This is a genomic window from Pseudomonas sp. D5(2026) (assembly GCF_057766845.1).
In genome coordinates this window covers 1508473-1521441 of sequence record NZ_CM173421.1, presented here as the reverse complement: position 1 = coordinate 1521441, position 12969 = coordinate 1508473, and the positions used below count along the sequence as shown (strand labels likewise).

Annotated in this window: 12 protein-coding genes; 5 read left to right on the top strand and 7 right to left on the bottom strand. The window is 60.3% G+C overall.

The window, feature by feature from the left end; translation table 11 throughout:
- Positions 1 to 632 precede the first annotated feature (632 nt).
- From argR to acs, 6 genes are all read right to left on the bottom strand, one after another.
- A complete protein-coding gene (gene argR, locus AC3B5Q_RS07115) occupies positions 633 to 1613 on the bottom strand; it encodes a transcriptional regulator ArgR (RefSeq protein ID WP_021783461.1) in 981 nt (326 codons plus the stop codon).
- A gap of 98 nt (positions 1614 to 1711) precedes the next feature.
- The gene (locus AC3B5Q_RS07110; protein WP_021783460.1) at positions 1712 to 2476 is read right to left on the bottom strand and encodes an ABC transporter ATP-binding protein; all 765 of its coding nucleotides are present in this window, start codon (positions 2474 to 2476) and stop codon (positions 1712 to 1714) included.
- A gap of 22 nt (positions 2477 to 2498) precedes the next feature.
- On the bottom strand, positions 2499 to 3197 hold the full coding sequence (locus AC3B5Q_RS07105) for an ABC transporter permease (protein ID WP_003254520.1): 699 nt from the start codon (positions 3195 to 3197) through the stop codon (positions 2499 to 2501).
- Positions 3194 to 3883 carry an ABC transporter permease gene (locus AC3B5Q_RS07100; RefSeq protein ID WP_021783459.1) on the bottom strand — a complete coding sequence of 230 codons (690 nt, stop codon included), beginning with the start codon at positions 3881 to 3883 and terminating at the stop codon, positions 3194 to 3196. The genes AC3B5Q_RS07105 and AC3B5Q_RS07100 overlap by 4 nt, the downstream gene beginning before the upstream one ends.
- An 88-nt stretch (positions 3884 to 3971) precedes the next feature.
- On the bottom strand, positions 3972 to 4757 hold the full coding sequence (gene aotJ / locus AC3B5Q_RS07095; protein WP_012051577.1) for an L-arginine-binding protein AotJ: 786 nt from the start codon (positions 4755 to 4757) through the stop codon (positions 3972 to 3974).
- 535 nt (positions 4758 to 5292) lie between these two features.
- Positions 5293 to 7254 (bottom strand): acetate--CoA ligase, encoded by a 1962-nt coding sequence (gene acs, locus AC3B5Q_RS07090; protein ID WP_021783458.1) that lies wholly within the window; start codon positions 7252 to 7254, stop codon positions 5293 to 5295.
- Positions 7255 to 7651: 397 nt separating this feature from the next.
- Here acs and AC3B5Q_RS07085 point away from each other — a divergent pair, with 397 nt between their 5' ends.
- Positions 7652 to 7906: a DUF2790 domain-containing protein gene (locus AC3B5Q_RS07085; RefSeq protein ID WP_021783457.1), complete on the top strand. Its 255-nt coding sequence runs from the start codon at positions 7652 to 7654 to the stop codon at positions 7904 to 7906.
- Between the two features lie 92 nt (positions 7907 to 7998).
- On the opposite strand, the gene AC3B5Q_RS07080 is transcribed toward AC3B5Q_RS07085, so the two are convergent.
- Positions 7999 to 9558, bottom strand: a complete 1560-nt coding sequence (locus AC3B5Q_RS07080; RefSeq protein WP_021783456.1) for a sigma-54-dependent phenylalanine hydroxylase transcriptional regulator PhhR — start codon at positions 9556 to 9558, stop codon at positions 7999 to 8001.
- Between the two features lie 257 nt (positions 9559 to 9815).
- Here AC3B5Q_RS07080 and phhA point away from each other — a divergent pair, with 257 nt between their 5' ends.
- The 4 genes from phhA to AC3B5Q_RS07060 all read left to right on the top strand — a co-directional run bounded on the left by phhA (position 9816) and on the right by AC3B5Q_RS07060 (position 12906).
- Positions 9816 to 10604 (top strand): phenylalanine 4-monooxygenase, encoded by a 789-nt coding sequence (gene phhA, locus AC3B5Q_RS07075; RefSeq protein ID WP_003254528.1) that lies wholly within the window; start codon positions 9816 to 9818, stop codon positions 10602 to 10604.
- 39 nt (positions 10605 to 10643) lie between these two features.
- Entirely contained in the window at positions 10644 to 11000 is a 357-nt protein-coding gene (locus tag AC3B5Q_RS07070) for a 4a-hydroxytetrahydrobiopterin dehydratase (protein WP_003254532.1), read from the top strand.
- 186 nt (positions 11001 to 11186) lie between these two features.
- Positions 11187 to 11315 (top strand): hypothetical protein, encoded by a 129-nt coding sequence (locus AC3B5Q_RS07065; protein ID WP_021783454.1) that lies wholly within the window; start codon positions 11187 to 11189, stop codon positions 11313 to 11315.
- A gap of 388 nt (positions 11316 to 11703) precedes the next feature.
- Positions 11704 to 12906, top strand: a complete 1203-nt coding sequence (locus AC3B5Q_RS07060) for an MFS transporter (protein ID WP_279934570.1) — start codon at positions 11704 to 11706, stop codon at positions 12904 to 12906.
- The last annotated feature ends 63 nt before the right edge of the window (positions 12907 to 12969 follow it).

Sequence of the window (12969 nt, the reverse complement as noted above, 5' to 3'; positions counted from 1 at the left end):
GCCTTACAAACAAGGCTGACAACCATGGCCTCACAGGCCTGGCCACGTTGCAACAAATGTAGGAGCGAGCTTCGCTCGCGATGCGCCGCGCGGGCGGCGCTCGATTTGCGCCCCACCACCAACCTCAAGGCCTACACCCCGAACCCACCCAAAATCTCAGCCTTTTTCAGCCGGCGCCGAACTCAACTCAGTGCCGAGCCTGTTACGCCATGGTTGCCAGCCTTTGTGCATGGCTTGAGCCTTACAAACAAGGCTGACAACCATGGCCTCACAGGCCTGGCCACGTTGCAACAAATGTAGGAGCGAGCTTCGCTCGCGATGCGCCGCGCGGGCGGCGCTCGATTTGCGCCCCACCACCAACCTCAAGACCTACACCCCGAACCCACCCAAAATGTCAGCCTTTTTCAGCCGGCGCCGAACTCAACTCAGTGCCGAGCCTGTTACGCCATGGTTGCCAGCCTTTGTGCATGGCTTGAGCCTTACAAACAAGGCTGACAACCATGGCCTCACAGGCCTGGCCACGTTGCAACAAATGTAGGAGCGAGCTTCGCTCGCGATGCGCCGCGCGGGCGGCGCTCGATTTGCGCCCCACCACCAACCTCAAGGCCTACACCCCGAACCCACCCAAAATGTCAGCCTTTTTCAGCCGGCGCCGAACTCAACTCGAACGGGCTGCTGCTGCGTCGCTGGTTACGGTCTTCCCGCGGCGTGGCGCCAAAGAAGTTACGGTAGGCACTGGAAAAATGCGGCCCCGAGGAGAAGCCACAGGACAGCCCGATCTGAATGATCGACTTGCTGGTCTGCATCAGCATCTGCCGCGCCTTGTTCAACCGCAACTCCAGATAGTACTGGCTGGGAACGCGGTTCAGATACTGCTTGAAGATACGCTCCAACTGCCGACGCGATACGCACACATGCTGGGCAATTTCGTCGGTGGTCAGCGGCTCTTCGATGTTGGCTTCCATCAGCAACACAGCCTGAGTCAGCTTGGGATGACTCGAACCCAGGCGGTTCTGCAGCGGGATACGCTGACGCTCGCCACCCTCGCGGATGCGCTCCACCACCAGCTCTTCCGACACTGCCCCAGCCAGCTCAGCCCCGTGATCGCGCGCCAGCACCGCCAGCAGCAGGTCGGTCACAGCCATACCGCCGCAGGCAGTCAGACGGTCGCGATCCCAGTCGAACAGGTGGCTGGTGGCGATGACCTTGGGGAAGCGCTCGGCAAAGTCATCCTGCCAGCGCCAGTGCACGGCTGCCCGGTAACCATCGAGCAGGCCCAACATTGCCAGCGGATATACCCCCGCCGACAGGCCACCGATCAGGCAGCCACTGCGCGCCAGCTGCTTGAGCGCCGTTGAGAAGGCAGCCCCCATTGCCGCTGGCGGCTCGTCGGCCAGCAGAAATAGCTTGTGGCAACCCTCCAGACGGCCGAGCCACGGCTCGCCCGGCAGACGCCAGGCGCCTTCCTGCGCAGGCTCGGCCTGCAGGAAGACCAACTCGTAGACCACATCCGGATGCACCCGCTGCGCCACCAGCAACACTTCCTCGGCCAATGCCAGGGTCAAGGGCCTGGTGCTGGGCCAGATGAGAAAACCGATTCGCTGGGTGGTCATAGGGTACGGTCCGAAACCTGAGGTCGTTCGAGTCTGTGCGCCGGGTCAGGCTGCGCTCGCCGCGCAGCATGCCCTATTCTGGTGCAAAAATGCAGCTTTTACTTCAGGCTGCCGGAGAGGAACTGCTTCAGGCGCTCCGACTGCGGGTTGGCCAGCACTTCACGCGGGCAGCCGGTTTCTTCCACCAGGCCCTTGTGCAGGAACACCAACTGGTTGGACACCTCGCGGGCAAAGCCCATTTCATGGGTCACCACCACCATGGTCCGCCCCTCCTGGGCCAGCGCCTGCATTACCTTGAGCACATCACCCACCAGCTCAGGGTCGAGCGCCGAGGTTGGCTCGTCGAACAGCATGACCTCCGGCTCCATGGCCAGCGCGCGGGCAATTGCCACACGTTGTTGCTCACCACCCGACATATGCCCGGGGAAGGCATCCTTGCGGTGGGCGACGCCGACTTTGGCCAGGTAGTGCTCGGCCTTTTCCAGGGCGTCCTTCTTGTTCACGCCCAGCACGTGCACCGGCGCTTCGATGATGTTCTCAAGCGCTGTCATGTGCGACCACAGGTTGAAGTGCTGGAACACCATCGACAGGCGCGAGCGCATCCGCTGCAATTGACGCGGGTCGGCAGCCTTCAACGCGCCATCCTTGCCGGCGACCAGTTTCAGCTCTTCGTTGTTGAGCAGGATCTTGCCGGCGTGCGGCTGCTCCAGCAGGTTGATGCAGCGCAGGAAGGTCGACTTGCCCGAACCGCTGGAGCCGATGATGCTGATGACGTCGCCGGCCTTGGCCGCCAGCGACACACCCTTGAGCACTTCGTGGCTGCCGTAGCGCTTGTGCAGGTCTTGGACTTCGAGTTTGTACATGCTGTCGATTCTCACAGAGCGGTCAGTGCTTGCGCGGCGCCAGGTAGCCGAGCCAGCGGCGTTCGGCCATCTTGAACAGGCGCACCAGGATGAAGGTCAGGCACAGGTAGAACACGCCCGCCGTGATGTAGGCCTCGAAAGGCAGGTAATACTGGGCATTGACCGTGCGCGCAGCACCGGTGATGTCGATCAGGGTAACGATCGACGCCAGGCTGGTGGTCTGCAGCATCATGATCACTTCATTGCTGTATTGCGGCAGCGCCCGACGCAGTGCCGAGGGCAGCAGGATGCGGCGGTACATTTTCATGCGCGACATGCCCATGGCCTTGGCGGCCTCGATCTCGCCATGCGGCGTGGCCTTGAGGCTGCCGGCAATGATTTCGGCGGTATAGGCACTGGTATTGATGCCGAACGCCAGGCAGGCGCAGAAGGTGGCACTGGACAGCAACGGCCAGAAGATACTCTCGCGCACCGCCTCGAACTGGGCCAGGCCGTAGTAGATCAGGAACAACTGCACCAGCATCGGCGTGCCACGGATGACGTAGGTGTACAGCCATGCAGCAAGGTTGACCACCGGCTGCCTGGATACCCGCATCAGGCCCAGCGGAATGGCTGCCAGCAGGCCGAAGAAAAGCGAAATTGCCAGCAGCTTCAGGGTGGTCAGCAGGCCGCCGAAGTACATCGGCAGCGCTTCCCAGACGACGTTGTAGTCGAAGATCATAGTTCAGCCACCTTGACGCCCACCGAGTAGCGGCGCTCCAGATACTTCAAAGCCAGCAGCGAGACACTGGTCAACACCAGGTACAGCGCCGCCACTGCCAGGAAGAAGGTGAAGGGTTCGCGGGTGGCGTCAGCCGCCTGCTTGGCCTTGAACATCATGTCCTGCAGGCCGACGACCGAAATCAGCGCAGTCGCCTTGGTCAGCACCAGCCAGTTGTTGGTGAAGCCCGGAATGGCCAGGCGAATCATTTGCGGCACCTGGATGCGGAAGAACACTTGGCGAGGGCTCATGCCATACGCCACGCCCGCCTCGGCCTGGCCTTTGGGAATGCCCAGGAAGGCCCCGCGGAAGGTCTCCGAGAGGTAGGCGCCAAAAATGAAGCCCAGGGTACCGATACCCGCAACCAGCGGGTTCAGGTCGATGTAGTCTTCGTAACCGACCAGCGGCGCCACCCGGTTGATGATGTCCTGCCCGCCGTAGAAGATCAGCAGGATCAGGACCAGGTCCGGAATACCACGGATCACCGTGGAATACAGATCGCCCAGCCAGGCCAGCCAGCGCACTGGCGACAAACGCAGCGCCACACCGATCAGGCCGAGTACGATGGCCAGGGCCATCGACGACAGGGCGAGCTGTAGCGTCAGCCACGCCCCGTCGAGGATGACTGCCCCGTAGCCTTTCAACATGATGAGGTCCTCGACCTAGAGAATGAAAAATGGTGCAAACCCCAGAGCCTCTGCTGTTTGCACCATTGCACAGGTGAAACCCGACGTCTTACTTCGAGTCTGGACCGTAGATGTCGAAATTGAAGTACTTGCTCTCGATTTCTTTGTACTTGCCGTTGGCACGGATGGCGTCGATAGCCGCGTTGATGCGGTCGACATTGGCCTTGTCACCCTTGCGTACGGCGATACCGATACCGTCACCGAAGTACTTGGCGTCGGTGAAGGCAGGGCCTACGAACGCGAACCCCTTGCCAGCGTCCGTCTTGAGGAAGCCGTCTTCCAGCAGGGTGGCATCAGCCACGGTGCCGTCGAGGCGGCCAGCTGCGACGTCCAGGTAGATTTCGTTCTGGGTACCGTAAGGCACCACGGTGGCACCTTTGGCACCCAGCACTTCCTTGGCGAAGCGGTCGTGAATGGAGCCGCGCTGCACGCCGATCTTCTTGCCTTTCAGTTCGTCAAGGCTATCGCTGACAGTGGTGCCGTCCTTCATGACCAGGCGCGCCGGAGTCAGGTAGTAGCGCTTGGTGAAGTCGACCGACTTCTTGCGGTCATCGGTGATCGACATGGACGACAGGATGGCGTCGATCTTGCGCACTTTCAGCGCCGGGATCAGGCCGTCGAATTCCTGTTCAACCCAGGTGCACTTGGTTTTCATCTCTTCGCACAGGGCGTTGCCGATATCGTAGTCAAAGCCGGCAATGCTGCCGTCAGGTTGCTTGAAGGCGAAGGGTGGGTAAGCAGCTTCGATACCGATTTTCAGCGGTTTTTCATCAGCCTGCGACACCAGGGAAAACACAGACAGCGCCAGGGCGCCAAGCAGTGCGAGCTTCTTCATCAGGTAACTCCATCGGTACGGGGCAATACAAGGCAGGTAACGGCTGCCCGATATGCGAATGAGTACAACGCGAGCCGCGCAGGGTTCGACCAAGGCCGCATACCACGAGCGAGTGAGTGGCATTTTAACGACAGCCCGGTAGTCGATATTTCTTCAAAGCGACAACTACTTATAGAAGCGCCTGAAACCGCCGCGGGCGATGTTGACAGCCAGTGCAGAATATGCAATGGCGCAAGAAATAGAACCTATAGACCTAGCAATTCCTGGGCCTATTATTGGCAAAGCCTTGTACGACGGCAAGTGTAGCGTGCCGCGATGCACAAAATGGCGACCCCGACGCACCGAAACGGGCCGGAATTGTTTCCTCGCGCCCCGAACCTGTGCGGGGCCGGTGACAGAACAGTTACCGATGATTGTCGGGTAACAATGAAAAAGCGGGCTTGCCCGCGAATGCGTGAGGTCAGGGTACAGCTTAGCCTGAACTGACGCATTCGCGGGCAAGCCCGCTCCTACAGGGGGTATTGCCGGGGAGGGGTTAGGCCGAAGCCAGGCTCATCGCCTTGTGTGTGTCGATCAGGTGCTGCACCACACTCGGGTCGGCCAAGGTCGAGATATCGCCCAGCGCGTCGTATTCACCGGTGGCAATCTTGCGCAGGATGCGGCGCATGATCTTGCCCGAGCGGGTCTTCGGCAGCCCCGGCGCCCACTGGATCACATCCGGCGAAGCAATCGGTCCAATCTCCTTGCGCACCCAGTTCTTCAGTTCCAAGCGCAATTGCTCACTGGCCTCGATGCCAGCATTGAGGGTGACATACACATAGATGCCCTGCCCTTTGATGTCATGCGGCACGCCAACCACTGCAGCCTCGGCAACCTTCGAGTGCGCGACCATGGCGCTTTCGATCTCGGCAGTCCCCATGCGGTGGCCGGACACGTTGAGCACGTCATCCACACGGCCGGTGATCCAGTAGTAACCATCCTCGTCACGGCGCGCACCGTCGCCGGTGAAGTACATGCCGCGGAAGGTCTTGAAGTAGGTGTCGACGAAGCGATCGTGGTCGCCGTACAGCGAACGCGACTGACCCGGCCAGGAATCAAGGATCACCAGGTTGCCTTCGGCAGCACCGTCGATCAAGTTGCCCAGGTTGTCGACCAGTGCCGGCACCACCCCGAAGAACGGACGGGTTGCCGACCCCGGCTTGAGACCCGTGGCGCCAGGCAACGGACTGATCAGGATGCCGCCGGTCTCGGTCTGCCACCAGGTGTCGACGATCGGGCAACGTTCCTTGCCTACGGTCTTGTAGTACCAGTTCCAGGCCTCAGGGTTGATCGGCTCACCCACCGACCCCAGCAGGCGCAGGCTGGAACCGTCGGCGCCCTCAACAGCTGCCTGCCCTTCAGCCATCATGGCGCGAATGGCAGTTGGCGCTGTGTAGAGGATGTTGACCTTGTGCTTGTCGACGATCTTCGATACGCGGGTAATGTCCGGGTAGTTCGGCACGCCCTCGAACAGCAAGGTGGTGGCGCCGTTGGCCAGCGGGCCGTAGACGATATAGCTGTGGCCGGTGACCCAACCGACGTCGGCGGTGCACCAGTACACCTCGCCCGGGCGGTAATCGAATACGCGCTCATGGGTCAGCGCGGCGTAAACCAGGTAACCGCCTGTGGTGTGCAGCACGCCCTTCGGCTTGCCGGTGGAGCCGGAGGTATAAAGGATGAACAGCGCCTCTTCAGCACCCATTTCTTTGGGTGCGCAGTGGCTGGAAGCCACTTTCATCAGGTCTTCGTACCAGATGTCGCGATGCTGGTGCCAGGCAATGTCGCCACCGGTGCGCTTGCACACGATGATTTTCTGCACGCTGCTGGTTTCAGGGTTGGTCAGCGCCAGGTCGACGTTGGCCTTGAGCGGGGTACGACGACCACCACGCACGCCTTCATCGGCAGTGATCACCACCTTGGACTCGCAGTCGATGATGCGACCAGCCAGCGCCTCGGGCGAGAAGCCACCAAACACCACCGAGTGAATCGCACCAATACGGGCACAGGCCAGCATGGCGACCACAGCTTCAGGGATCATCGGCATATAGATGGTGACCACGTCACCGCGGTGCACATCCTGGCCACGCAGGGCGTTGGCGAACTTGCAGACCTGCTCGTGCAACTCGCGGTAGGTGATGTTGCGGTGCTCGGAAGGGTCGTCACCTTCCCAGATGATGGCCACCTGATCACCGCGCTCTTCAAGGTGGCGGTCCAGGCAGTTGGAGGAAACGTTCAGAGTGCCGTCGGCGAACCATTTGATATCGACATGGTGGTCGTCGAAGGAGGTCTGCTTGACCTTGGTGAACGGCTTGATCCAGTCGATACGCTGGGCCTGCTCGCGCCAGAAGCCGTCCGGGTTGATCACCGATTGCTGGTACATGGCCTTGTAGGTGGCCTCGTCGGTCAGGGTAGTGGCCGCAACCTCGGGACGAACGGGATACAGTGGAGCCGCACTCATCTGTGTTACCTCGGTGTAATAGTTGTTTTTGTATGGAACCGTTTGTAACTGTACCAGAGCGACAAAAGCCATTCGACGTTGGTAGTAATTTGGTACTCCCGTTCCGGCAAAGCGCTCTGGCGCGGGCATTACAGCCCCTTCGGAGAAAAACGAGGGGCTTTGGCACAGGATTGTTACAGATTCTGTCAAAACACTTTATCAAAACACCCACTGTTTCAGCATTGGCCACCGCCATAAAATTCATCTCGCCAGCAACGGCTAGGCGATTAACAACTGGTAACAGCCCCCACGAAGGCAAGCGTTAATCTCCCTCTAATCCCGATAGTTAAAACTCGCTGTACTCGCGGCGCCATAAGCGCCGCGTGCCCCCTCACGACCTTAGACAGGTAAATAGAAAATGAAAGCTTTACTGGTATTGGTACTTGGCAGTCTTTGCGGCGCGGCGATGGCCGGTGAAGCAAAAGATGCCGAGCAGATTCCGGTTGAACAGTACAGTTACTCGCAGCACCTGGACATCGCCCGCGTCATCTCCATGAGCGAAGTGCCCAATGTGTGCGAAGTCGTGCCAGCCCGCATGACCTATGAAGACTCCAAGGGCCAGAGACACATTCTCGAATACCGTGTGATGGGGAACGGCTGCTCTAACGGCTGACACCTTGTGAATTGGGGGCCCTGTGGGCCCCTTCGCGGGTGAACCCGCGAAGCATTCACCACCCGATTAACAGGCTATTAACTTACAGCCATTTAATCAGTCGACTTGCCCAAGGAATAATCCCTTAACTTGTTGGCAATCGTCGTGTGCGAAACACCCAGTCTTTTTCCCAAAGCCCGACTACTGGGAAACTCTCCCATCAAACTTTCCAGCACCGCCTTTTCAAAACGCCCTACAATTTGCGAAAGGTCCCCTTCCAGCGAAAACTCGCCCAACGGTTGCCGCGCGCCATAATCCGGCAAACGAATATGCTCGCTTTTAACCACGCCGCCGTCACACAACGAAACGGCCTGGAACAAGACGTTTTCCAACTGCCTTACATTACCTGGCCAGTGATACTGCCCAAGTTTGTCCATTGCCGCCGGCGCCAGGCGCGGCATGGCGCAACCAATCTGCCGACTGGCCTGATCAAGAAAATGCTGCACCAACCCCTCCAGGCCATCCATGCACTCGCGCAAAGGCGGAATGTGCAGCGACAGTACGTTGAGGCGGTGATACAGGTCCTGGCGAAACTCGCCACGGGCACATAACTCGGACAAATCCACCTGGGTTGCACAAATCACCCGTACATCCAGGTAGACCTCTTCATCGCTACCTACCCGACGGAAGCAGCCGTCCTGCAAAAAGCGCAGCAGCTTTACCTGCAGGCGCGGGCTCATCTCCCCCACACCGTCAAGGAACAGCGTGCCGCCAGCGGTCAACTCCAGCAGCCCCAGCTTGCCTTCGGCGCGTGCCCCTTCAAATGCCCCAGGGCCGTAACCGAACAGCTCGGTCTCGGCCATCGATTCGGGCAGCCCGGCGCAGTTGAGGGCCATCAGCGGCGACTGGCCACGCGGGCTGGCCAGGTGGCAGGCACGCGCCAGCAACTCTTTGCCGGTACCGGTTTCGCCCTCGATCAACAACGGTGCATCCAGCGGCGCCATGCGCCGCGCTTCACGCACCACCGCAGCCATCACCCGCGAGCTCTGGAAGATGCTGTCGAAGCCGCGCAGCTCTTGCTTGCGCACATTGTAGATACGCTCGCCGATCCGGTCGGCGCGGTGCAGGGTAAGCACCGCGCCGGCCAGCGCCTCGCTGTCATCGTGCTCGGACTGCAGCGGTGCGATATCGGCCAGGAACACATCACCTTTGACTTTGATGCGCAAGCCATTGATGCGCGACTTGTTGGCCCGAACCAGTTCCGGTAAGTCGAAGTCTTCTACATAGCGCGCCAGCGGCATGCCCGGCACTTCATCAACACGCACGCCAAGCAACTGCGCGGCTGCACGGTTGGCGGCAACGATGCTGCCGCCCATGTCGATCGACAACACCGGGAAGTCCAGCGCCCCCAGCAACGCATTCAGCTCCATGTGCCGGCGTTCGCTGGGCATCAGGCCCACGCGCTTGACGCCGAATACCCCGGCAATCGCCTCGAACTTCGGCCGCAGGGCCTGAAATTGCAGGTTGATCAGGTTCGGGCAATGCAGGTAGATGGCGTTGCCATGGTCACCGCCCACCTCGCCGCGCAGCACGTTGATGCCGTACTCCACCAGCAGGTTGAGGATGTCGCGCAGGATGCCAATGCGGTTCTGGCAATGGACTTTGATACGCATGAGGGCTCTCGAAGCGCCAATGTTTTTCAACACCGCGCAGAAAAGTCGTAAAGATAAGCTGACAAAAACAAGGTTTCCACCAGCCAGATGCCTCGAATTTTCCGACACTTGCCGGGTTTTGTAAAATTATCGTTACGAAAACCCACATCAGCACCCTTCGCGGCCGAAGCCCGCCCCCGTGCAAAACCGCTGGTGAAGGGATATTCCTTTAGGCATGTCCTGCACATAACAAGAAAAGCCCTCACCAGGAGAGCCTCATGAAACAGACGCAATACGTGGCACGCGAGCCCGATGCGCATGGTTTTATCGATTACCCGCAGCAAGAGCATGCGGTGTGGAACACCCTGATCACCCGACAGCTGAAAGTGATCGAAGGCCGTGCGTGCCAGGAATACCTGGACGGCATCGACCAGCTGAAGTTGCCGCATGACCGCATTCCGCAACTGGGCGAGATCAACAAGGTGCTGGGCGCCACCACCGGCTGGCAGGTTGCCCGGGTACCGGCGCTGATCCCCTTCCAGACCTTCTTCGAGCTGCTGGCCAGCAAGCGCTTTCCGGTCGCCACCTTCATCCGCACCCCGGAAGAGCTGGACTACCTGCAAGAGCCGGATATCTTCCACGAGATATTCGGCCACTGCCCGCTGCTGACCAATCCTTGGTTCGCCGAGTTTACCCACACCTACGGCAAGCTCGGCCTGGCCGCGACCAAGGAACAACGTGTGTACCTGGCGCGCTTGTACTGGATGACCATCGAGTTTGGCCTGATGGAAACCGCGCAAGGCCGCAAAATCTATGGTGGTGGCATCCTCTCGTCCCCGAAAGAGACCGTCTACAGTCTGTCCGACGAGCCTGAGCACCAGGCCTTCGACCCGATTGAGGCCATGCGTACGCCCTACCGCATCGACATTCTGCAACCGGTGTATTTCGTGCTGCCGAACATGAAGCGCCTGTTCGACCTGGCCCACGAAGACATCATGGGCATGGTCCACAAAGCCATGCAGCTGGGTCTGCATGCACCGAAGTTTCCACCCAAAGTCGCTGCCTGAGCGACTTTGCCGATAACAACTCGAACCGGAAAACACCTCATGAATGCCTTGAACCAAGCCCATTGCGAAGCCTGCCGCGCCGATGCCCCGAAAGTCACCGACGAAGAGCTGGCCGAGCTGATCCGCGAAATCCCGGACTGGAACATCGAAGTACGTGACGGCCACATGGAGCTGGAGCGCGTGTTCCTGTTCAAGAACTTCAAGCACGCCCTGGCGTTCACCAATGCCGTGGGCGAAATCGCCGAGGCCGAAGGCCACCACCCAGGGCTGCTGACTGAATGGGGCAAAGTCACCGTGACCTGGTGGAGCCACTCGATCAAAGGCCTGCACCGCAACGACTTCATCATGTGCGCACGCACTGACAAGGTGGCGGAAACGGCTGAAGGCCGGAAGTAATCAACCGAAAGGGGCCAGCGGCCCCTTTTTTCATCGGGCATTTGTGCGTTGTTCGCCCGCAAAACCGACAAGCGACCAGGAAAAAAACCAAACTGTCATCCAGACTTGTGTATCCTGCCCCAGCTTTTTGAAGCTCCAAACGCGCCTGGCGCAGACTTTTCACTCACACTTGCGAGGAACGACGAGATGCATGAAATCCCGAATCTTCCCTTCCCAAGCCTGAACCCAGAAGAGCCATCCGTGACCGTTCACGCCGAACCGGCACCTGCCGCCGAGCAGGATGGTGACGATCAATCCAGCGCTGACCAGGAATAACTGCGCATCCCCGGCTGTGTGAAAACGGCTGACCTGCGGGCTACCCCCGTCATCACGTTTTCACACCGTCTAAAATCAACGTCGTAACAACCCACTACCACCTGCCCCGCCCCTACCCCACACAGACTCGCGCCTCCTACCGCAAAGAGGCAGAAATGCGCCAGCCGCTCAAGCGCTCGACGCCCTGCTGCATTCGTCCATGTTCACCCGATGGGCCGGCTTCGTCCTGCCGCGCTTGCGGCTGGATTACTCGCAAGCCGAGTTCAGTGTGACCTGGATGCTCGATTACACCAACTGACTACAGGCTGACAGCTGCGCCCGCAAACACCCTTGCTGTGGTTAAGATGGCGGCACACACCGCCATTCTTACCGCAGCAACGGATCCCCAATGCCAGCACGCAGTCCCACGCCCCTTGCCGTCACTGGGCAAGTCGTCTCCATCGTCCTGTTCACCTTCATCGGCTACCTGAACATCGGCATCCCTCTGGCCGTGTTGCCCGGCTATGTGCACAACGACCTGGGGTTCAGTGCCGTGGTCGCCGGCCTGGTGATCAGCGTGCAGTACCTGGCCACCCTGCTCAGCCGCCCTGGCGCCAGCCGCATCATCGATAACCACGGCAGCAAGAAGGCGGTCATGTATGGCCTGGCCGGCTGCGGGCTCAGCGGGGTATTCATGCTGGCCTGCGCCTTTCTCACCCATCTGCCTTGGCTGAGCCTGGCTTGCCTGCTGATCGGCCGCCTGGTGCTGGGCAGCGCCGAAAGCCTGGTAGGCTCGGGTGCGATCGGCTGGGGCATTGGCCGGGTGGGTGCCGCAAACACGGCCAAGGTCATCTCCTGGAACGGCATCGCCAGCTATGGTGCGCTGGCCATCGGCGCCCCACTGGGTGTGCTGATGGTCAAAGGCCTCGGGCTGTGGAGCATGGGTGTGAGCATCATCCTGCTGTGCGTACTCGGTTTGCTGCTGGCCTGGCCCAAGCAAGCCGCCCCCATCGTCAGCGGTATACGCCTGCCGTTCCTGCGGGTGCTGGGCAAGGTATTTCCGCATGGCTCGGGGCTTGCCCTGGGTTCGATTGGCTTTGGCACCATCGCCACCTTCATCACCCTGTACTACGCAAGCCGTGGCTGGGCCAATGCGGCACTGACCCTGAGCCTGTTCGGCGCCAGTTTCATCAGCGCACGACTGCTCTTTGGCAACCTGATCAATCGCATCGGTGGCTTCAGGGTGGCGATCGCCTGCCTTTCGGTGGAAATGCTCGGGCTGTTGATGCTGTGGCTGGCACCCAACGCCGAACTGGCCTTGGCGGGGGCTGCACTGAGCGGGTTTGGTTTTTCGCTGGTGTTTCCGGCGTTGGGCGTGGAGGCAGTGAACCAAGTGTCGGCAGCTAACCGCGGGGCGGCGGTGGGGGCTTATTCGCTGTTCATCGACTTGTCACTGGGGGTGACCGGGCCATTGGTCGGTGCGGTGGCGGCGGGGTTCGGCTTTGCTTCGATGTTTCTGTTCGCGGCGGCTGCGGCAGCGTGCGGGTTGGTGTTGAGCCTCTATCTGTACCGCCAGGCGCGCCGTGGCAGGGACCGTACAACAGAAGCCTGAAAGCCGCTGACGGCCTCTTCGCGGGCAACCCCGCCCGCCTGGTTTGCACGATCCCCGTACCGC